Genomic DNA, 19,751 nt, shown 5'->3' on the forward strand with positions numbered 1-19,751 from the left:
AGTTCGAGACGCGGCTTACTCGCCGGGGGCGAGATCATCGCTCGAGGCGGCCGGAGCGGCCTCGCGCTCGGGGCGCGGGCCGCCATGCGGCCGGCGGCGCCGCCGCGGAAAGCGCTCGCCGCCACCGGCGGTCTCAGCACCGTTCACCTGCGGCTGCGGGCCGGTGATGAAGGAGGGCAGGCGGTCGACGTTGCCGGCGTCGGCGACGACAGGCTGCGGCTGGTTCAGCGGCAGCGGCTGCGGCTGGGGCTGATATTGCGGCTGCGGACGGTGCTCGCGCTCGCGGTGCTCGCGCGGCTGCTGGTTGTCGCGCTGATAGGGTTGGTTGTCGCGCGGCTGATGGTCGCGCTGGCCGCCGTCGCGCACGAAGGACTGCTGCTGCGGCTGCGGAACGAAGCCCGGCTCCTGGCCGAAATTCGAAAAATTCTCGCCGTCGTCCTCGCCGTCGTCGCTGCTGCTGCTGCTCATCGGCTCGTCGCCGCGCGGCTGCTGGTTCTGGCGGAATTGCTCCTGGGCGGCAGCGATCAAGCGGAAGTAGTGCTCGGCGTGCTGGTAGTAGTTCTCGGCGGCGACCGGATCGCCGGAGGAGCGGGCGTCGCGCGCGAGCTGAAGATATTTCTCGGCGATGTGCGAAGCGGTACCACGGATCTTGATGTCGGGTCCGTTCGACTCGTAGACCCGGGTCATCGGGTTCTGGCCGCGCCGGTTATGATTGTTGTTATTGTTGTTGTTATTCCGGTTGCGCATCCGCTGCTTGTTCTGACCGTTTCTCATGTCCTGCCTTTAATTCCAGCCCTAAAGGTTGCACGCATTACTGATTGCTGTGAGTGACCCAATGACAGCGGTTCACGTCTCTCGCGCGCACCGCGCGCAAGAGCGGATCGATCCCTGCCGATGTTCGTCGACCGTCGCGTTCAACAAAGACGCGTTCCCCACCCGCCAGCATTCATCGCCGGCGAACCCATTCATTTTGCCTGCCAAAACAAGCCCTGGTTTCTTGCGTTAGTCTTCGCGCGCAATATCAGGCTTTCGTTCACGTTGCGGTCGGAGAGCAGCGCAGCTCAAACTGGCTATCGCGCTTCACAGGACCTGCGGCTTGGAACCTTAAATCAGTGAAGCTCTCGCTCGAGAGCCCGGCTTTCGCCCGTAGGTCTACGGGGCCGACACCGATGTGCTAGGCAGAAGGTAGTCGTTCCGACCGGATATTCCAAGAGGTTTTTTGCAGCCCAATCCGGCTTTTATGGGGGCATTTTCCGGGCCGGAACCGCCCGCAGGATACCCCCCAGGTCGGCCCTGGGCGGCCTGTCCACCGTCAACGCAGCCGCCGTCATCAAGGTTTCAATATTTCGGGCCTGGCCCTGTCCCGCCTCGACGACGAGTGCTCCCCCCGGGGCGAGCAGCTCAGCCGCCTGGGGGATCAGGGCACGATAGGCATCATATCCGTCATTGCCGCCGTCGAGCGCCAGATGCGGATCGTGCGCGCGCACCTCGATGCTCAATTTCGGGATTTCGCCCGAGGGAATATAGGGCGGATTCGAGACGATGAGATCGAACGGCCCGCTAAGCGCCGCTGCATAGGAGCAGGCGACGAAGGCAGACCGGTCGCCAAGGCCGAGGGCTTTGGCATTGCCTCTCGCGGTATGAAGCGCAGAGAGGCTGAGATCGGTGCCGACGCCGAACGCGGTTGGAATCTCGTGCAGCAGCGCCAGCAGAATCGCACCCGACCCGGTGCCGATATCGGCGATGCGTACCGGATGGGAGGCCTGCCGTTCGCGCAAAATTTCGAGCGCGAGCTCGACCACCGTCTCGGTGTCGGGGCGCGGCACCAGCGTTGCTTCCGACAAGCGAAACGGCAGGCCCCAGAATTCCCGCGTGCCGAGAATGCGCGCCACCGGCTCGCCCGCGATCCGCCGCTGGGCATGGCGCGCCAGTTGCAGCGCCTCGGCGTCGGTGAGCAGGCGGGTGGCCTGCGCGATCAGGCCGGTGAGATCGAGGCCGAGTGCCGCGCCGAGCAGGATGCGGGCGTCGAGCTCGGCTTCGTCGAGCTGCGCCGCTCTCAATTGCGCGGCCAGCGCGCGCCGCGCGCTCTCGATGGATTGTCCGGTGAAGGGATTGCTCACGTGCGCGTCACGCCGCCGCGCCTTGCGCGGCGAGCTGCGCGGCCTGGTGCTCGGTGGTCAGCGCGTCGATCAGCTCGCCGAGCGCTTCGCCCGCGATCACCTGCGGCAGCTTGTAGAGCGTCAGATTGATGCGATGGTCGGTGACGCGCCCTTGCGGGAAATTATAGGTGCGAATGCGTTCACTGCGATCGCCGGAGCCGACCTTCTCCTTGCGTTCGGCCGAGCGCGCGGCATCGACGCGCTGGCGCTCGGCGTCGTAGATGCGCGAACGCAGGATGTTCATGGCGGACGCGCGGTTCTTGTGCTGCGAGCGGCTGTCCTGCATCATCACGACGATGCCGGTCGGGATGTGGGTGATACGGATCGCCGATTCCGTCTTGTTGACGTGCTGGCCGCCGGCGCCTTGCGCGCGCATGGTCTCGATGCGCAGATCGTCGGTCTTGATGTCGACGTCGACGTCCTCGACCTCGGGCAGCACGGCGACGGTGGCGGCGGAGGTGTGGATGCGGCCTTGCGTCTCGGTGTCGGGCACGCGCTGCACGCGGTGGACGCCGGATTCGAATTTCAGCTTGGAGAACGCGCCGCGGCCCTGCACCTCGGCGATGATTTCCTTGTAGCCGCCGACGGTGCCCTCGCTCGCCGAGATCACCTCGACCTTCCAGCCTTGCAGGCTCGCGAAGCGCTCGTACATCCGGAACAGATCGCCGGCGAACAGCGAGGCCTCGTCGCCGCCGGTGCCGGCGCGGATTTCCAGCACCACGTTGCGGTCGTCCATGGCGTCCTTGGGCAGCAGCGCGACGCGGATATTCTGGACCAGTTCCTCGATCTTGGTTGTCAGCTCGTCGCGCTCGGCTTCGGCCATGCCGCGCATCTCGGCATCCGTCGCGGGATCGGCGATCAGCGCTTCGGTGTCGGCGAGTTCTTTAACCGCAGACCGGTAAGTCTTCACCGCCTCGATCAGCGGCGTGATTTCGGCGAGCTCGCGCGTGATCTGCACGTAGCGCTCGGACGCGAGCTGGCCGAGCGATTCGGCTTCGAGCGATGCATGATGCGCGAGCAGGACGTCCAGTTTGGCTTCGGGGAGTGACGACATCGGGTAAGTCTCAAATGGCGGAAGGCGGCGAGGCGGCGGACGCGGGCGACAGGCCCGCTACAATGCCAGGCCCTCGGCCTCGGCAAATTCCGTCAGCTTCTGCCGGATCGAGACGCTGCCGGCCGGGGCATCCAGCAACGGGCCGAGCATCGCTTCGGCCTTCCTGGCATCGAGATCGATCACCATCGCCTTGACCGGGCCGAGCGCGGTCGCCGACAGCGACAGCGAGCGATAGCCCATCGCGATCAGGGCCAGCGCGCCGATCGGCTTCGAAGCCATCTCGCCGCACAGCGAGAGCGATTTCTTCGACGCCAGGGTCTTGCGCGCAATGTCGCGCAGCGCGCGCAGGATCGGCGCCGACATGGTGTCGAAGCGCTCCGAGACCTTGGCATTGCCGCGGTCGACCGCGAACAGGAACTGGAACAGGTCGTTGGAGCCGACCGAGATGAAGTCGACCTTCTTCAGGAGCTCGTCGAGCTGATAGAGCAGCGCCGGCACCTCGACCATGGTGCCGATGTCGATTCGCTCCGGCAGCGTGTGGCCGTGCTGGCGGAGATAAGTGAGCTCGCGCTCGACCAGGGCTTTTGCCGAATCGAACTCGGCGACCTCCGAGATCATCGGGAACATGATGCGCAGCGCGCGGCCGCCGCCGGCGCGCAGCAGCGCGCGGATCTGGCCGCGCAACAGGCCGGGACGGTCGAGCCCGAGCCGGATCGCGCGCCAGCCGAGCGCCGGATTCTCCTCGATCACCGTCTCCATATAGGGCAGCGCCTTGTCGCCGCCGATGTCGAGGGTGCGGAAGGTGACCGGCTTCGTGCCCGCGGCATCCAGCACCGCACGGTAGAGCGCGAGCTGGTCGCTGGTGCGCGGCAGGCTCTGGCCGACCATGAATTGCAGCTCGGTGCGAAACAGGCCGATGCCGGCGCTGCCGGTGTCCTCGATATGCGGCAGGTCGATGGCGAGACCCGCGTTGATCAAGAGCTCGACCTGCTGGCCGTCCTTGGTGACGCAGGGCAGGTCGCGCAGCGCCAGATACTGCGCCTGGCGGCGGGCGCGGAAGCGCACGCGCTCGGCGAAGGCCGCCTCGATTTCCTGCGAGGGGCGCACATAGATCGAGCCGGACGTGCCGTCGACGATAATGGCGTCGCCGGGATCGGCGATGCCCGGCGCGTTCGGCACCTCGCCGACCGCGGGAATGCCGAGCGCGCGCGCCACGATCGAGACGTGGGAATTGGCGGTGCCTTCCTCCAGCACGATGCCGCGCAGGCGCTTGCGGTCGTAGTCGAGCAGCGCCGCCGGTCCCATCGCGCGCGCGATGACGATGGCGTTGTCGGGCAGTTGCTCGCGCGAGGGCGCGTGGTCCTGGCCGACCAGCTGCCGCATCAGCCGGTAGCCGAGATCTTCGAGATCGTGCAGGCGGTCGCGCAAATAGGGATCGGTCGAGCGCAGCATGCGGRCGCGGGTGTCGGACTGCACGCGCTCGACGGCGGCTTCCGCCGTGAGGCCGGTAGCGACGGCCTCGTGCAGCTTGTGCGACCAGCCCTGGTCGTTGGCGAACATGCGATAGGCTTCGAGCACGTCGCGATGCTCGCCGCCTTCGGCGACGTCGCCGCGCTCCAGCATGCGGTCGAGGTCGGAGCGCAGCTTGGCGAGCGCGGTGTCGAGCCGCTTGATTTCCTTCGGCAGATCCTCGGCGATATAGTCCTTGATGACGACGCGCGGCTCGTGCAGCACGACATGGCCGAGCGCGATGCCCTCCGACAGGATGGCGCCGACCTTCTGCATCGAATGCCGCGCAGCCGGCTCCTGGCCCGGCTGGGCCAGCGCGGACAATTCGCCGGAGGCGATCAGCTCCGCCAGCACCATGGCGGTGGTCTGCAGCGCCTCGAGCTCCTCCTCGACATAGGTGCGCTTGGCGCGGTTCTGCACCACCAGCACGCCGAGCGTGTTGCCGGCGCGCAGGATCGGCACGCCGAGGAAGGAGTGATAGATCTCTTCGCCGGTCTCGGGACGGAACGAGAAGGCCGGGTGGCTCTGCGCGTCGCTCAGATTGAGCGGCGTCGCCTCGCTGGCGACGAGGCCGACCAGGCCCTCATGGGCGCTCAGCACGGTGTGGTGCACCGCCTCGCGGTTGAGGCCTTCGGTGGCGTAGAGCTCGAGCGTGTTGTCGATGCGCAGCACATAGACCGAGCACACCTCCGCCACCATGTTGGCGGCGATCAGCACCACGATCTTGTCCAGCCGCTCCTGGGCCGAGACCTGCTCCGCCATGGTTTCGCGGAGCCGTCTCAACAAGACGCGGGGACCTCCCGACGCGCTCCGCATGTCCCCTCAATCTCCTTCGTCAGCCGGGCCCGAAAGGGACGCCGGCGGCTCGCCCGAAAAATCCAGAAAAACAACGAATTTGCTCATCCGGCGCCGACCCGGGCGATCGCTAGAGCCATCGCCTGAGCCGAATCAGCACCGCCGCAACTGGGGCACAGTATGTGGCAGCCCACCCTGTTCGCCGTATAGCGAATTGGGGCTTGTTTTGCCAAGCAAAACGCCTGCCAGACGCGAAGGTGTGTACACCTTCGCGTTTGCTGCGACCGCTAAGAGAAAATTAGCCTAAGCCTGATCGAGGCCGTAGAGCGTGTGCAGGGTGCGCACCGCAAGCTCGGTATAGGCGGTGTCGATCAAAACCGAGAATTTGATCTCGGAGGTTGTGATGGCCCGGATGTTGATATTCCGTCCCGCGAGGGCCGAAAACGCCTGGGCGGCGACGCCGGCATGGCTGCGCATGCCGCTGCCGATCACCGAGATCTTGGCGACGTCGGTGGCGGTGTCGAGCCGGGCATAGCCGATCGTGGCCTTGGCGGCGGTGATCGTGTCCTTGGCGCGGGTGTAGTCGGCGGCCGGCACCGTGAAGGTGAGGTCGGTGGTCTTGCCGTCCTCGGAGACGCCCTGCACGATCATGTCGACGTTGATGTTGGCGTCCGCCAGCGGGCCGAAGATCGACGCCGCGACACCCGGCTTGTCCTCGATCTGGCGCACCGAGATCTGGGCCTCGTCCTTCGAAAAGGCGATGCCGGTGACGACGTGGCTTTCCATGATCTCCTCCTCGCTGCAAATCAGCGTGCCGGGCGGCTGGTTGGCGTGCGGGTCGATATCCTCGGGCTTGTCGAAGCTCGAGCGGACGAAGATCGGCATGTTGTGGACCATGCCGAGTTCCACCGAACGGACCTGGAGCACTTTTGCGCCCTGGGACGCCAGTTCCAGCATATCCTCGAACGCGATCTTGTCGAGCCGGCGCGCCTTCGGCACGATTCGCGGGTCTGTGGTGTAGACGCCATCGACGTCGGTGTAGATGTCGCAGCGGTCCGCCTTGACGGCGGCGGCGATCGCGACCGCCGAGGTGTCGGAGCCGCCGCGGCCGAGCGTGGTGATGCGACCCGTCTGGGGGTTGATGCCCTGGAAGCCGGCGATGACGGCGACCTCCTTCCGCTCCTTGAAGCGGCTGATGATCTCGGTGCCGTCGATGTCCTCGATCCGGGCCGAGGCATGGGCGTCGCTGGTCTTGATCGGGATCTGCCAGCCCTGCCAGGAGCGGGCCTGGATGCCCATGCCCTGGAGCACGATGGCGAGCAGGCCCGAAGTGACCTGTTCGCCCGAGGCGACCACGGCGTCGTATTCGCGCGCGTCGTGCATCGGCGAGGCCTCGGTGCACCAGGCCACCAGCTCGTTGGTCTTGCCGGACATCGCCGAGACGACCACGGCCACCTCGTGGCCGGCGTCGACCTCACGCTTCACATGGCGTGCGACGTTGCGGATACGTTCGATATTGGCGACGGATGTGCCGCCGAATTTCATCACGAGGCGGCTCATGACGACGCGTGCATTCCCTCATAAGGATCAGTATGGTGGCCCGCGTCGGTGCCGCGGATTTCCGACCGCGCGTATACAGAGCGGCGGGGCCGGGGGCAAGCGGGTTCCTGCGGGGGCAGGGTGCGGGGGTAGTGGGTTAACCGAGATCATGGCGCGTTATATCGACGAGATCCTGCAGCCGGGCGAGAAGGTGCTGTATTCGACCAACGCGCACTGGATCTTCCATTTGCCGGCCATTCTGGCCTGGATCGTGGCTCTGGCCCTGTTCGTTCTGTCGCGGCAGGCCACCGTCGAAGGGCTCGTCCTGCTCTGTCTCGTCGCCTCCGGCCTGGTCGCTCTGGCGGCGCTCTACTGGACCGTGAAGGGCTGGTTCCATCGGTTCACCACCGAGACCGACGTCACCAATCTGCGGGTCGTCCACAAGACCGGGTTCATCAAGCGCCGCACCTTCGAGATGGCGCTGGACAAGGTCGAGAGCGTCGACGTCAACCAGACGATTCTTGGACGAATTCTCAACTATGGCGACGTGACCATCAATGGCGTCGGCGAGGGGCGCGAAACCATCGCGACCATCGCTTCACCGCTCGCCTTCCGTAGTTCGATCACCACGCGGTAGGACCGCGCGTATCCATGAGCATGCAGCAAAATACTTCCGCAACCGCAACCGCAAGCGCCCAGCCGGGCTCGACCGTCGATGCCGCCGAGATCGCAAAATTCTCAAAACTCTCGGCGGAGTGGTGGGACCCCAAGGGCAAGATGGCGCCGCTGCACCGGATCAACCCGCTGCGCCTCGGCTACATCCGCGACGCCGCCTGTCGCAAGTTCGAGCGCAATGTGCGCAGCCTCAACTGCCTTGGCGGCCTGCGCGTGCTCGACATCGGCTGCGGCGCCGGCTTGCTCTGCGAACCGTTGTCGCGGTTAGGGGCCCAGGTCATCGGTGTCGATCCCTCGGTCAGCAACATCGCCGCGGCGAAGCTGCATGCCGACAAGAGCCATCTTGCGATCGACTATCGCTGCACCACGGTGGAGGAGATCGACCCGCGCGAGCGCTTCGACATCGTGCTGGCGATGGAGGTGGTCGAGCACGTCGTCGATGTCGGCGTGTTCCTGAAGCGCTGCGCCGCGATGCTGAAGCCGAACGGCCTGATGGTGGTCTCCACCCTTAACCGAAACTGGAAGAGCTTTGCGCTCGCCATCGTCGGCGCCGAATACGTCCTGCGTTGGCTGCCGCGCGGCACCCACGAGTGGAGCAAGTTCGTCACCCCCGACGAGCTGACGAAGTATCTTCTCGACAACCGCCTCGTCATCACCGAGCAGACCGGCGTCGTCTACTCACCCTTCGCCGACAAATGGACCCTCTCCTCCGACATGGACGTGAACTACATGGTCGTGGCGGAAGGGATGGTGTGAGCTGCTTGTAGCGGCTTAATCGCCTGTACGAGGCAGGCTGCAACGACACCGTGTTTGTTGCGAGAGCATCGCACCCATGACATCCGCGTGATTGACCTGCTTGAGCGCTGGCGGCAGGTTGGCCGCAATCCTTAGCCCTCCCACCGCCACCCCGCCCCATGCTCACCGTCGCCAGCCTCTGGATTCCCTTCACCATCATCGCCGCGTCCGGGCAGGTCGCGCGCAATGCGATGCAGCGATCGCTGACGAAGCCGCTGGGGACCTGGGGCGCGACCAATATCCGCTTCCTGTTCGGCTTCCCGTTCTCGCTGCTGTTTTTGGCCGTGGTGCTGACCGCCACCGGCGATCATCTCAGCATGCCGCCGACCGTATTCTGGTCATGGCTCCTGCTCGGCGCGCTCAGCCAGATCGTCGGCACCGGCCTGATGCTGCTCGCCATGAACGACCGTTCCTTCGTGGTGACGACGGCGTACCTCAAGACGGAAGCGATCCAGACCGCGATCTTCGGCTTCGTCTTCCTTGGCGATCACCTGACCTGGCTCAAGGTGCTGGCGATTGTGACCGCGACCGTCGGCGTCGTTATCACCGCGCTTCGTCCCGGCGGCGAAAAGAGCTTTGCCGAACTCAAGCCGACCATCACCGGCCTCGTCGCGGCGGCGGCGTTCGCGCTCTCGGCGGTCGGTTTTCGCGGGGCCGTCATCACGGTGCCCGGCGTGTCGTTCGTGACGGCCTCGTCCGTCACGCTGGTGCTCAGTCTGTTCGTGCAGACACTGATCCTGACGATCTATCTGCTCTGGCGCGCGCCAAACGTGTTGCGGGCGATACTGGGGTTATGGAAGCCGTCGCTGCTGGCGGGCTTCATGGGCGCCTTCGCCTCGCAGTTCTGGTTTCTCGCCTTGGGGCTGACGGCCGCCGCCAATGTCCGCACGCTCGCCTTGATCGAGGTGCTGTTCGCGCAAGGCGTGGCGCATTACTCGTTCAAGCAGCCGATCGCGCCGCGCGAGATCTTTGGCATCGCGCTGATCGTGATCGGTGTGGCGGTACTGGTGGGAGTGTAGTTTCTCGTCATTCCGGGGCGCCCGAAGGGCGAACTATGGAGCGCAATTGCGCTCCTGAGAATCTCGAGATCCCCCGATGCGCAATTGCGCATCTGAGGTCTGGTCCTTCGGACCATCCCGGGATGACGCGCTTCGCGCGTCAGTTCCTATCTTCCGGCAGCGTCGGCAATGGCGACACCTCGATGCCCTCGTCGATCAGCGACTTGGCCTCGTCGGGCGAGGCCTCGCCGTAGATCGGGCGGTGCTCCTTGTCGCCGTAATGCATCGCGCGGGCTTCGTTCGCAAAGCGCTCGCCGACATTGTCGGCGTTCTTGACGATGTGATCGCGCAGCTCCTTCAGCTTGGCGCGCAGCTCGCGCTCCTGGGCCATCAGCAGCGAGGTCGGTCCGGACGGCGCAGCCTCGGGCGAGGTCGCGGCAACGGGTTCCGGCGGCGGCGTTGCAGGGCCGCGGCCCTTCTTGCCGACGATGCGCGGGGCCATGATCGCCTTCTCGACCTTGGCCGAGCCGCAGATCGGGCAGGTCACGAGCTTGCGCTTCACCTGCTGGTCGTAGGCCGACGAACTCTGGAACCAGCTTTCGAATTCGTGGTTGCGGTCGCAGTGAAGCGCGTAGCGGATCATGCCGATCCCCGCACGAGGTGCAGGTGATCCGGTCCCGCCTTGGGATCGGTGACACCGAAGCGGCGGCCGTGCTGGAGCGACGGGATCGCCCGGCGCGCGGTCTCGACCTTGGCCGGGTCGATCTTCGCCATGATGATGCCGGGCTCGACATCGCCCTCGGCGAGAATCTCGCCCCAGGGATCGATGATCAGCGAGTGGCCATAGGTCTCGCGCTTGTTCTCGTGCAGGCCCGCCTGCGCGGCGGCAAACACGAAACAGCCGGTTTCGATCGCGCGCGCCCGCAGCAGCACGTGCCAATGCGCTTCGCCGGTCTTGCGGGTGAAGGCAGAGGGCACCGTGATGAAGTACGCGCCGCTCTCCGCGAGCGCGCGGTAGAGCGCGGGGAAGCGCACGTCGTAGCAGATCGTCAGCCCGATACGGCCCCAGGGCAGGTCGGAGATCACCGCGGTCTCGCCCGGCTGGTAATTGGCGGATTCGCGGTAGCTCTCGCCGTCCGGCAGCTCGATGTCGAACATGTGGATCTTGTCGTAGCTCGCGAGCACGTTGCCCTCGGGGCCGATCAGGAAGGACCGATTGACCGCCTTCTCCGGCGAGAAGCGCAGCGCCAGCGATCCGACATGGATGTGGATCTTCAGCTCCGCCGCGAGCGCGCGGTAGGCCTTCAGCGAGGTGTCGTCTTCTTCGCTCTGGAGATACTCGAACAGCGCCTTGCGGTTCAGCTGCATCATGTTGCTGACTTCGGGCGTCTGCACGTAGTCGGCGCCATTGGCCGCAGCCTGCCGGATCAGCTTGGTGGCCTGCGCGAGGCTCGGCTCTGGCATCAGGCCGGTGCGCATCTGCACCATGGCGGCAGTGAACGTGCGGTTCTCGCTCATGACGTGGCCTTCAGGTTGCCCAGCATGCCGTCGAGCTTGCCTTCGCGGTCGAGCGCGTAGAGCTCGTCGCAGCCGCCGACATGGGTTCCGCCGATCCAGATCTGCGGGAAGGTCGATCCCTCGCCGGCGCGGCCGTACATCTCGTCGCGCCAGGACGGGTTCTTGGCGATGTCGAATTCCGTGAAGGTCGCTTTCTTGCGGGTCAGCAGTGACCGGGCGGCGGAACAATAGCCGCAGCCCGGCCTGGTGTAGATCTCGACAGCAGCGGTCATGTTGTCTGGCGCTCTCATGTCATGAATTCATTGAATTATATGGGACTTCACCGGGGCTCCACAACCCGGGCGAACACCAGCACGTCGACCTGGGCCGCCTTGGCGCGGAGCAACGCCCGGGCGCAGGCATCCAGCGTCGCCCCGGAGGTCAGGACGTCGTCGATCAGGACGATCCGGCGGCCCTGGACCTCGGCCTGACGGTCGGGGGATACCTGGAATGCGCCCTGCACATTGGTGGCGCGCTGGGCGCGCGACAGGCCGATCTGCTGCTCGGTCGCGCGCACCCGGCGCAGCACCTCGCCCCGAACCCTCACGCCGCTCTGCCGCTCGATGATTCGTGCCAGCGCCCCGGACTGGTTGTAGCGGCGCCGCCAGGCCCGGCGCCAATGCAGGGGCACGGGCACCAGCATGTCGGCCCCGGCGAGCAGCTCGCCGCCCGCGCGCGCCATCCAGCGGCCCATGGCAGGCGCAAGATCGGTGCGATCCTGGTATTTCAGCGCATGCACCAGCGTGCGCGCGACGTCGTCATAGCGCACCGCCGCGCGCGCCCGCTGGTAGGCCGGCGGGCTCGCGATCGCCTCCATCGACAGCATGTCGGGGCCGGGGTCGTACACGAAGGGAATGCCGAGCCGCGGGCAATAGGGCCGCTCGATGAACGACAGCCGCGCCCAGCAGGCCGCGCAAACACCCTCGCCCTCGACCGGCTCGCGACACGACACGCACAGCGTCGGCAGCGCAATGTCGAGCGCGAGCCTTGGCAGATGCGCCAACACGTCGCGGCAGGCGCTCAACGCGCCGCGCAGATGGTTTGAAATGGAGCGTGATGCCTCGGCGTCCATTGGGCAAGGCTAGCGCCGTCCTGCGCCACGCTCAAGCCGATGGACTGTTCTTATCGGTGCCCGGCCTACGACTCTTTCGGCAGCACGGGTCGGAAGAACGATCGCTCAAAACGGCGGAAGCAGCGGGTTTCCCTTGCGAAGGCGATCGCCTTCTGAACGTCCGGATCTTCGGCGCTGTCCTTCCGGTACTGTTCGTAGGCCGCGAAGCTCGGGAAGCTGAACATCGCCAGCGCGACGTCGCTCGCCCCTTCCGACGGCAGGAAGTATCCATGGTGGACGCCGCCGAATCTCGGCACCAGCTCCAGCCACATCCTGCCGTAAGCTTCGAACTCGGCGAGCTTGTCCAGGCGGACCTCGTATCGCAGGTAACAGGTGATCATCGTTCGATGCTCCGTCGCGCCACGAACCTGGCGCTCATTGGAATGCGAGGGCCGATGTCGGCTTCGATGAGGGAAGGCTAGCGCTCTACCGCAGCAGGCTCAAGCCGTGAGCGCCGGTCTCGTGCCCCGGACAACGCGCAATGCAAAGCGTTGCGCGGCCGAGCAGGGGCCCGGAGAGCCGCGCCCTCAGAAGCATGGATCCCGGCCCTGTGGAGCGTCACGTCGAGCTGCACCGCGTCCGGGACACGCGGGAGGATTGCCAGAACGACTTGGATCGGCGTAACCAGCGGCATGACTCAAAACCCGCAAACCCCGCCCGCCTTGTTCGATCGTGCTCTGTTGCACGCGCGGCAGCAGCGTGCGCGGGCGCAAGGTGCCGTGAGCTTTCTGCTCGATCGGGCCGCCGAGGACATGTCCGACCGGCTGGCCGCGGTGATGCGGGAGTTTGGCGCGGCGGCCGATCTCTGGACGCCCGGCGAAGGGCTCGCGCCACTGCGCGCAAGGCTGCCGTCACTTCAGCGGATTGCGCTTGACGACACCGGTGCGGAGGAGCTGCCCTTCGCGCCAGAATCTGTCGATCTCGTCGTCTCGGCGCTGGCGCTGCAATTCGTCAACGATCTTCCCGGCGTGCTCGCACAGGTGCGGCGCGCGCTGAAGCCGGACGGGCTGCTGCTCGCCGCAATGGTCGGCGGCGACAGCCTGACCGAGCTGCGGCAGGCCTTTGCTGCCGCCGAAGCCGAATGCGAGGGCGGCGTGTCGCCGCGCGTCGCGCCGTTCGCCGACTTGCGCGACATCGGCGCGCTGTTGCAGCGGGCGGGATTCGCGCTGCCGGTCACCGACGTCGACCGCGTCGTGGTGCGCTATGGCAATGCGTTCGCGCTGATGCAGGATTTGCGGCGCATGGGCGCGGCCAATGTGCTGGTCGAGCGGCGCCGCACACCGAGCCGGCGCGCGACGCTGTTGCGCATGGCCGAAATCTACGCCGAACGGTTTTCCGATGCCGACGGCCGCATCCGTGCGACGTTCGACATCATCTGGCTCTCCGGCTGGGCGCCGCATGCGAGCCAGCAGCAGCCGCTCAAGCCGGGGTCGGCCAAGGCCAGCCTTGCGGAGGCGGTGAAGAAGGCGGGGGAGAGCTAGTTGGTCATTCCGGGGCGATGCGTAGCATCGAACCCGGAATCTCGAGATTCCGGGTTCGCGCTCTCGCGCGCCCCGGAATGACGATGCAAGGGCATCGTCACATCAGCAGATCAATCAAATGCGGGATCAGCGGGATGTCGGCCGGCGGCATCGGGTAGTCGCGCAGCTTGTTGGCGCGGACCCAGGCGAGGGTCTGGCCTTCGCGCGCCTCCACCTGTCCCTCCCAGCGCCGGCAGATGTAGAGCGGCATCAACAGATGGAAGGTCTCGTAGCCGTAGCTCGCGAAGGTCAGTGGCGCCAGGCACGGTTCGGCCACGGTGATGCCGAGCTCCTCGTGCAGCTCGCGGATCAGGCTCTGCTCCGGCCGTTCACCGGGCTCGAGTTTGCCGCCGGGAAATTCCCAGAGGCCGGCCAGTGCCTTGCCCGCGGGGCGCTGCGCGATCAGGACGCGCTTGTCGGCGTCGACCAGCGCGCAGGCCACCACCAGTGTCAGCTTGAGATCGGCCATCGGCTTTCCGCTACGACCTGTAATCCCCGTTGATCGCGACATATTCCTTGGTGAGGTCGCAGGTCAGCACGCGGTCGCGGCCCTTGCCGAGGCCGAGCGAGACCTTGATCGCGATCTCCGGCGCCTTCATCGCCTCCGACACCTGCACCTCGTCATAGGACGGATCGCGCGCGCCGCTCTTGGCGACCCGGATGCCGTTGAACGAGATCGACAGCTTGTCGCGGTCGGCGGGCTCGCCGGCCTTGCCGACCGCCATCACCACGCGGCCCCAATTGGCGTCCTCGCCGGCGATCGCGGTCTTGACCAGCGGCGAATTGGCAATCGACATCGCGATCTTGCGCGCCGATGCCTTGGTCTTGGCGCCTTCCACGGTGATCTCGACCAGCTTGCGCGCGCCTTCGCCGTCGCGCGCCACCTGTTCGGCGAGATCAGCGAGCACGCCGTAAAATGCCTTGGCAAAAGCCTTCAGGCGCGGATCGCTGGCGCGGCTGATCTTCGGGGCGCCATGTTCGGCCGCGGCTCCGGTCGCGAAGGCCAGCAGCGTGTCGGAGGTCGAGGTGTCGCCGTCGATGGTGACGGCGTTGAACGTGTCCTCGACGCCGCTCTTGAGCAGGGCCTGGAGCGCGGCCGGCGCGATCGGCGCGTCGGTGAAAATGAAGGACAGCATTGTCGCCATATCGGGGGCGATCATGCCGGCGCCCTTGGCCATGCCGTTGATGGTGACCTTGGCCTTGCCGAGCTTGACGGTCGCGGTCGCGACCTTGGGGAAGGTGTCGGTGGTCATGATCGCCTTGGCCGCGTCGAGCCAGCTCGCGGGCTCTGCGCTCTCGGCGAGGCGTCCGAGCACGCCGTCGAACTTGGTGGCGTCCAGCGGCTCGCCGATCACTCCCGTCGAAGCCAGAAAGATCTCGCTCTCGCCGCACCCGACGGCCTTGGCCGCGATCTTCGCGGTCAGCGCGGTGGACCCACGGCCGGTCTTGCCGGTGAAGGCATTGGCATTGCCGGAATTGACCACCAGCGCCTGCGCCTTGCCGCCCTTCAGCTTTGCGCGGCACCATTCGACCGGCGCCGAGGGGCATTTCGACTTGGTGAAGACGCCGGCGACCGCGGTGCCCTTGTCCAACACCGCCAGCAGCACATCGGTGCGGTTCTTGTAGCGGATGCCGGCCTCGGCCGTCGCAAGACGGACGCCCGCGATGGCGGGCATGTCGGGAACATGTTTCGGGGCAAGCGGGGAGACGGAGGAGGACATCGTTGGGCGCCTTGGTGGGGTCTGGATATGCAGATGGCCGGGCGAAGCCCGGCCATTGCGACGTTAGATACTATTGGCGTCCGTGAAGTGACAGCGAATTCTTACTTCTTCGCCGGCGGCGCCATCTTGCTGTCGGACGGCTTCGCATCGGAAGGCTTGGCCGCGTCGGCAGGCTTGGCGTCCTTCGCCGCATCCGCCGGCTGGTCCAGGCGCTCGACCTTGGCCTCGGCGCGCAGCTTGGCGACATAGTCGGCCTGGGCCTTGCGGGTGACGTATTGTTCGATCTGGGCCTTGACCTGGGTGAAGTCCGGCGCCTTGCGGTTGCGCTTTTCCTCGACCTTGATGATGTGCCAGCCGAACTGCGACTTCACGGGGTCGGAGATCTTGCCCGGCTCCAGCGCGAAGGCCACCGCCGAGAATTCCGGCACCATCTGTTCCTTGGTGAAGAAGCCGAGGTCGCCGCCATCGGCCGAGCCCGGATCCTTGGACTTCTTCTTGGCGAGCTCGGCGAAATCGGCGCCCTTGTCGAGCTCGGCCTTCACCGCCTTGGCCTCGTCCTCGGTCTCGACCAGGATGTGGCGCGCATGGACTTCCTGCTCGCCGGTGATCTGCTTGGAGGCCTCCTCATAGACCTTCTTCATGGCGTCGTCGGTGGTCGCCGCCTTGCCCTCGCTGGCAAGCAGGCCATCCATCAGGAGGCGGTTGCGTGCGAACGCCAGGCGCTTCTTGAATTCCTCGCTGTCGCCGATCTTCTTGTCCTCGGCCGCCTTGGCGACGATCTTCATGTCGATCAGGAAGGACAGGACGTTCTCGTCCTTGGTCGCCGGATCCATCTGGGCGAGGCTCGGCCCGAGTTCCTCCTCGGCCATGGCGACGTCGCTCTTCTTGATGTCCGAGCCATTGACCTTTGCCAGGACCGGATCATCGGCAGCCCGGCCGGGACCCGCGATCAGCGCCAGCGCAAGGCAGCCCGCAAGGGCGGTGGCGAGGCCGAAGCGCAGGCCGGTTTTCGTTACCGGGAACGAGGTGGTCATGGAAAATCCTTATTATGTTGAAGCGGGGGCTGCTCGAGCGGGGCGGACACTCGCCCAATCAAGGGGGCTTGGCAACGCGAAAAGTCTGTCAAAATGATGAATTAGCCGCAAGGCGGCCGCCGTTGACAAGGCCCTGACCGGGCCATATCTCTGCCCGGTCGCGTCCATGGCGATGGCGTTTATTTTGCTGCGTTTTTGGCCGTTGAACCCAGACTTGCTCAATTCCCACCCATATGGCGGATGACCCCCCGCAGTCCGGGCTCTGGCGCCATCAGGCGTCACGGTGAGTTGATAGGCAGGCGGGTGACAACCTCTTGGCTGCAACGCGGTTAAATCGCGAACACAGGAACTAGGCATGATCGGCGCGCTCGCCCGCAAGTTTTTCGGCTCCGCCAACGACCGGCGGGTGAAGGGATATCAGTCCCGCGTCAACGCGATCAACGCGCTGGAGCCCGAGGTGTCGAAGCTCTCGGACGAGGCGCTCAAGGCCCGCACCGCCGAGTTCAAGAAGCAGCTCGCCGAGGGCAAGACGCTGGATGACATCCTGGTGCCCGCCTTCGCCACCGTGCGCGAGGCCGCCAAGCGCACGCTCGGCCAGCGCCATTTCGACGTCCAGCTGATCGGCGGCATGGTGCTGCACGAGGGCGACATCGCCGAGATGAAGACCGGCGAAGGCAAGACGCTGGTGGCGACGCTTGCGGTCTATCTCAACGCGCTCGCCGGCAAGGGCATCCACGTCGTCACCGTCAACGATTACCTCGCCCGCCGCGACTCCGGCTGGATGGGCCAGATCTACAGCTTCCTCGGCATGACCACCGGCGTGATCGTCCATGGCCTCGACGATGCCGAGCGCAAGGCGGCCTATGCCTGCGACATCACCTACGGCACCAACAACGAATACGGCTTCGACTATCTGCGCGACAACATGAAGTACCGGCTCGAGGACATGGTCCAGCGACCGCACTTCTACGCGATCGTCGACGAGGTCGACTCCATCCTGATCGACGAGGCGCGCACCCCGCTGATCATCTCCGGTCCGCTCGACGACCGCTCCGACTTCTACAACACCATCGATGGCTTCCTGCCCAAGCTCGACAAGACCGATTACGACGTCGACGAGAAGCAGCGCACGGTGACGCTGACCGAAGCCGGCATGGAGAAGATCGAGACGCTGCTGCGCGACGCCGGCCAGCTCAAGGGCGAGTCGCTCTACGACGTCGAGAACGTCTCCGTCGTGCATCACATCAACCAGGCGCTGCGCGCCCACACGCTGTTCACCCGCGACAAGGATTACATCGTCCGCGACGACGAGGTCATCATCATCGACGAGTTCACCGGCCGCATGATGGCCGGCCGGCGCTATTCCGAAGGCCTGCATCAGGCGCTGGAAGCCAAGGAGCACGTCCAGGTTCAGCCCGAGAACCAGACGCTCGCCTCGATCACGTTCCAGAATTACTTCCGCATGTACGAGAAGCTTGCGGGCATGACCGGTACGGCGTTGACCGAAGCCGACGAACTCTTCGACATCTACAAGCTCGAGGTCGTCGAGATCCCGACCAACGTGCCGGTCGGCCGCCTGGATGAGGACGACGAGGTCTATCGCACCCACCAGGAAAAATATTCGGCCATCCTCGCCGAGATCGAGCGTGCCAATTCGCGGCTGCAGCCGGTGCTGGTCGGCACGGCGTCGATCGAGAAGTCGGAAGTGCTCGCCGAGTTCCTCAAGAAGAACGGCTACAAGCAGATCGATTTCGGCAAGGAGAACGCGCTCGACAAGCTTTACGCAGCGGCCCGCGCCGGCAAGCCGGCAAAGCTGTTTGCGGTGCTGAACGCGCGCTTCCACGAGCAGGAAGCCTATATCGTCGCCGAAGCCGGCGTTCCCGGCGCGATCACGATCGCGACCAACATGGCCGGCCGCGGCACCGACATCAAGCTCGGCGGCTCGCTCGATATGCGCATCCCGAAGGAGACCGCGGGCATCGAGGACGAGGCCGAGAAGGCCAGGAAGATCGAGCAGATCAAGGCCGACGTCGACCGCTTCCGCGAGATCGTGCTGAAGGCGGAGGAGGTCGTCGAGATCGAGCCGGCGAAGGGCAACAGGCCCGCCAAGACCGTGACCAAGCCGGGTGGCCTCTACATCATGGGCTCCGAGCGTCACGAATCCCGCCGCATCGACAACCAGCTCCGCGGCCGTTCCGGCCGTCAGGGCGACCCCGGCCGCTCGAAGTTCTTCCTGTCGCTGGAAGACGATCTGATGCGCATCTTCGGCTCGGATCGGCTCGACAGCATGCTGCAGCGTCTCGGCCTGAAAGAGGGCGAGGCGATCATCCATCCCTGGATCAACAAGGCGCTGGAGAAGGCGCAGCAGAAGGTCGAGGCGCGCAACTTCGACATCCGCAAGAACCTGCTCAAGTTCGACAACGTCCAGAACGACCAGCGCAAGGTGATCTTCGACCAGCGCGTCGAGCTGATGAAGGACGAGAGCGTCGCCGAGACCATCGCCGACATGCGCCACGCCTTCATCGACGACCTCGTCGCCAAGCACGTGCCCGAGCATGCCTATGCCGAGCAGTGGGACACAGCCGGGCTGAAGGAAGAGTTGAAGCGCGTGCTCGATCTCGACCTGCCGGTCGACGACTGGGCCAAGGAAGAGGGCATCGCCGACGAGGAGCTGCTCACGCGCATCGAGACCAAAGCCGACGAGCACATGGCGGCCAAGGTCGGGCAATGGGGCCCCGACGTGATGCGTTACGTCGAGAAGACCATTCTGCTCCAGACGCTCGACCATCTCTGGCGCGAGCATTTGATCATGCTCGACCATCTGCGCCAGGTCATCGGCCTGCGCGGCTATGGCCAGCGCGATCCGTTGCAGGAGTACAAGACCGAGGCCTTCAACCTGTTCCAGGAGATGAGCGCGCATCTGCGCGAGGCCGTCACCGCGCAGCTGATGCGGGTCGAGATCATCCCGCCGGAGCAGGAAGCGCCCGCGCTGCCGCCGATGGAAGCGCACAAGTTCGACCCGAACACCGGCGAGGACGAGATGGCGCTCGCCAGCGTCACGCTGGCGCCGCAGGCCACCGACGCGGCGCTGCGCGATCCGAAGAACCCGGCATCCTGGGGCAAGATCGGCCGCAACGAGGACTGCCCGTGCGGCAGCGGCAAGAAGTACAAGCACTGCCACGGGCGGTACGCTTAGTAGTTAGGCCCCACTGTCATGCCCCGCGAAAGCGGGGCATCCAGTACGCCGCGGCCCCTCGGCTAAAACAACACCGTCTCTGGAATAC

Annotated in this window: 18 protein-coding genes; 5 read left to right on the forward strand and 13 right to left on the reverse strand. The window is 65.7% G+C overall.

The features are described from left to right. Positions 1-15: 15 nt before the first annotated feature. The 5 genes from ACXJMY_RS14455 to ACXJMY_RS14475 form a co-directional block, all read right to left on the reverse strand. Positions 16-774: a DUF4167 domain-containing protein gene (locus ACXJMY_RS14455; RefSeq protein ID WP_456620013.1), complete on the reverse strand. Its 759-nt coding sequence runs from the start codon at positions 772-774 to the stop codon at positions 16-18. 464 nt (positions 775-1,238) lie between these two features. Beyond that, on the reverse strand, positions 1,239-2,120 hold the full coding sequence (gene prmC, locus ACXJMY_RS14460) for a peptide chain release factor N(5)-glutamine methyltransferase (RefSeq protein WP_456620014.1): 882 nt from the start codon (positions 2,118-2,120) through the stop codon (positions 1,239-1,241). 7 nt (positions 2,121-2,127) lie between these two features. After that, positions 2,128-3,213: a peptide chain release factor 1 gene (prfA, locus tag ACXJMY_RS14465; RefSeq protein WP_456620015.1), complete on the reverse strand. Its 1,086-nt coding sequence runs from the start codon at positions 3,211-3,213 to the stop codon at positions 2,128-2,130. Between the two features lie 57 nt (positions 3,214-3,270). After that, on the reverse strand, positions 3,271-5,538 hold the full coding sequence (ptsP, locus tag ACXJMY_RS14470; RefSeq protein WP_456620016.1) for a phosphoenolpyruvate--protein phosphotransferase: 2,268 nt from the start codon (positions 5,536-5,538) through the stop codon (positions 3,271-3,273). Between the two features lie 282 nt (positions 5,539-5,820). Then, positions 5,821-7,077, reverse strand: coding sequence for an aspartate kinase (locus tag ACXJMY_RS14475; protein ID WP_456620017.1), 1,257 nt, complete (start codon positions 7,075-7,077; stop codon positions 5,821-5,823). Positions 7,078-7,225: 148 nt separating this feature from the next. Here ACXJMY_RS14475 and ACXJMY_RS14480 point away from each other — a divergent pair, with 148 nt between their 5' ends. The 3 genes from ACXJMY_RS14480 (at position 7,226) to ACXJMY_RS14490 (ending at position 9,545) form a co-directional block, all read left to right on the forward strand. Next, positions 7,226-7,693, forward strand: a complete 468-nt coding sequence (locus ACXJMY_RS14480; RefSeq protein ID WP_456620018.1) for a PH domain-containing protein — start codon at positions 7,226-7,228, stop codon at positions 7,691-7,693. A gap of 14 nt (positions 7,694-7,707) precedes the next feature. Beyond that, entirely contained in the window at positions 7,708-8,487 is a 780-nt protein-coding gene (gene ubiG / locus ACXJMY_RS14485) for a bifunctional 2-polyprenyl-6-hydroxyphenol methylase/3-demethylubiquinol 3-O-methyltransferase UbiG (protein WP_456620019.1), read from the forward strand. A gap of 158 nt (positions 8,488-8,645) precedes the next feature. Next, on the forward strand, positions 8,646-9,545 hold the full coding sequence (locus tag ACXJMY_RS14490; RefSeq protein WP_456620020.1) for an EamA family transporter: 900 nt from the start codon (positions 8,646-8,648) through the stop codon (positions 9,543-9,545). Positions 9,546-9,684: 139 nt separating this feature from the next. Here the strand turns inward: ACXJMY_RS14490 and ACXJMY_RS14495 are convergent, their stop codons facing one another. The 5 genes from ACXJMY_RS14495 to ACXJMY_RS14515 all read right to left on the reverse strand — a co-directional run bounded on the left by ACXJMY_RS14495 (position 9,685) and on the right by ACXJMY_RS14515 (position 12,533). Continuing rightward, the gene (locus ACXJMY_RS14495; RefSeq protein ID WP_456620021.1) at positions 9,685-10,167 is read right to left on the reverse strand and encodes a DUF1178 family protein; all 483 of its coding nucleotides are present in this window, start codon (positions 10,165-10,167) and stop codon (positions 9,685-9,687) included. Further along, positions 10,164-11,042: a carbon-nitrogen hydrolase family protein gene (locus ACXJMY_RS14500; protein ID WP_456620022.1), complete on the reverse strand. Its 879-nt coding sequence runs from the start codon at positions 11,040-11,042 to the stop codon at positions 10,164-10,166. The genes ACXJMY_RS14495 and ACXJMY_RS14500 overlap by 4 nt, the downstream gene beginning before the upstream one ends. Next, entirely contained in the window at positions 11,039-11,314 is a 276-nt protein-coding gene (gene grxC, locus ACXJMY_RS14505) for a glutaredoxin 3 (protein WP_456620023.1), read from the reverse strand. The genes ACXJMY_RS14500 and grxC overlap by 4 nt, the downstream gene beginning before the upstream one ends. A gap of 47 nt (positions 11,315-11,361) precedes the next feature. Continuing rightward, a complete protein-coding gene (locus ACXJMY_RS14510; protein ID WP_456620024.1) occupies positions 11,362-12,153 on the reverse strand; it encodes a ComF family protein in 792 nt (263 codons plus the stop codon). 65 nt (positions 12,154-12,218) lie between these two features. Then, positions 12,219-12,533 (reverse strand): NIPSNAP family protein, encoded by a 315-nt coding sequence (locus tag ACXJMY_RS14515; protein WP_456620025.1) that lies wholly within the window; start codon positions 12,531-12,533, stop codon positions 12,219-12,221. A 291-nt stretch (positions 12,534-12,824) separates the two neighbouring features. Here ACXJMY_RS14515 and ACXJMY_RS14520 point away from each other — a divergent pair, with 291 nt between their 5' ends. Beyond that, positions 12,825-13,673 (forward strand): methyltransferase domain-containing protein, encoded by an 849-nt coding sequence (locus tag ACXJMY_RS14520; RefSeq protein ID WP_456620026.1) that lies wholly within the window; start codon positions 12,825-12,827, stop codon positions 13,671-13,673. Positions 13,674-13,770: 97 nt separating this feature from the next. Here ACXJMY_RS14520 and mutT read toward each other — a convergent pair whose 3' ends face one another. The 3 genes from mutT to ACXJMY_RS14535 form a co-directional block, all read right to left on the reverse strand. After that, positions 13,771-14,181: an 8-oxo-dGTP diphosphatase MutT gene (gene mutT, locus ACXJMY_RS14525; RefSeq protein WP_456620027.1), complete on the reverse strand. Its 411-nt coding sequence runs from the start codon at positions 14,179-14,181 to the stop codon at positions 13,771-13,773. A 10-nt stretch (positions 14,182-14,191) separates the two neighbouring features. Beyond that, positions 14,192-15,433 (reverse strand): bifunctional glutamate N-acetyltransferase/amino-acid acetyltransferase ArgJ, encoded by a 1,242-nt coding sequence (argJ, locus tag ACXJMY_RS14530; protein ID WP_456620028.1) that lies wholly within the window; start codon positions 15,431-15,433, stop codon positions 14,192-14,194. A gap of 101 nt (positions 15,434-15,534) precedes the next feature. Beyond that, entirely contained in the window at positions 15,535-16,467 is a 933-nt protein-coding gene (locus ACXJMY_RS14535; RefSeq protein ID WP_456620029.1) for a peptidylprolyl isomerase, read from the reverse strand. Between the two features lie 355 nt (positions 16,468-16,822). On the opposite strand from ACXJMY_RS14535, the gene secA reads away from it, so the two are divergent. Then, a complete protein-coding gene (gene secA, locus ACXJMY_RS14540; RefSeq protein WP_456620030.1) occupies positions 16,823-19,663 on the forward strand; it encodes a preprotein translocase subunit SecA in 2,841 nt (946 codons plus the stop codon). The last annotated feature ends 88 nt before the right edge of the window (positions 19,664-19,751 follow it).

It is taken from the genome of Bradyrhizobium sp. P5_C12, from assembly GCF_054049735.1.

Excerpts from the sequence above, each read along its gene's own strand:
- ACXJMY_RS14455 (WP_456620013.1), bottom strand. The coding sequence starts at position 774 with ATGAGAAACGGTCAGAACAAGCAGCGGATGCGCAACCGGAATAACAAC.
- prfA (WP_456620015.1), bottom strand. The coding sequence starts at position 3,213 with ATGTCGTCACTCCCCGAAGCCAAACTGGACGTCCTGCTCGCGCATCAT.
- ACXJMY_RS14475 (WP_456620017.1), bottom strand. The coding sequence starts at position 7,077 with ATGAGCCGCCTCGTGATGAAATTCGGCGGCACATCCGTCGCCAATATC.
- ACXJMY_RS14480 (WP_456620018.1), top strand. The coding sequence starts at position 7,226 with ATGGCGCGTTATATCGACGAGATCCTGCAGCCGGGCGAGAAGGTGCTG.
- ubiG (WP_456620019.1), top strand. The coding sequence starts at position 7,708 with ATGAGCATGCAGCAAAATACTTCCGCAACCGCAACCGCAAGCGCCCAG.
- ACXJMY_RS14490 (WP_456620020.1), top strand. The coding sequence starts at position 8,646 with ATGCTCACCGTCGCCAGCCTCTGGATTCCCTTCACCATCATCGCCGCG.
- ACXJMY_RS14495 (WP_456620021.1), bottom strand. The coding sequence starts at position 10,167 with ATGATCCGCTACGCGCTTCACTGCGACCGCAACCACGAATTCGAAAGC.
- ACXJMY_RS14500 (WP_456620022.1), bottom strand. The coding sequence starts at position 11,042 with ATGAGCGAGAACCGCACGTTCACTGCCGCCATGGTGCAGATGCGCACC.
- grxC (WP_456620023.1), bottom strand. The coding sequence starts at position 11,314 with ATGACCGCTGCTGTCGAGATCTACACCAGGCCGGGCTGCGGCTATTGT.
- ACXJMY_RS14510 (WP_456620024.1), bottom strand. The coding sequence starts at position 12,153 with ATGGACGCCGAGGCATCACGCTCCATTTCAAACCATCTGCGCGGCGCG.
- ACXJMY_RS14515 (WP_456620025.1), bottom strand. The coding sequence starts at position 12,533 with ATGATCACCTGTTACCTGCGATACGAGGTCCGCCTGGACAAGCTCGCC.
- ACXJMY_RS14520 (WP_456620026.1), top strand. The coding sequence starts at position 12,825 with ATGACTCAAAACCCGCAAACCCCGCCCGCCTTGTTCGATCGTGCTCTG.
- mutT (WP_456620027.1), bottom strand. The coding sequence starts at position 14,181 with ATGGCCGATCTCAAGCTGACACTGGTGGTGGCCTGCGCGCTGGTCGAC.
- argJ (WP_456620028.1), bottom strand. The coding sequence starts at position 15,433 with ATGTCCTCCTCCGTCTCCCCGCTTGCCCCGAAACATGTTCCCGACATG.
- ACXJMY_RS14535 (WP_456620029.1), bottom strand. The coding sequence starts at position 16,467 with ATGACCACCTCGTTCCCGGTAACGAAAACCGGCCTGCGCTTCGGCCTC.
- secA (WP_456620030.1), top strand. The coding sequence starts at position 16,823 with ATGATCGGCGCGCTCGCCCGCAAGTTTTTCGGCTCCGCCAACGACCGG.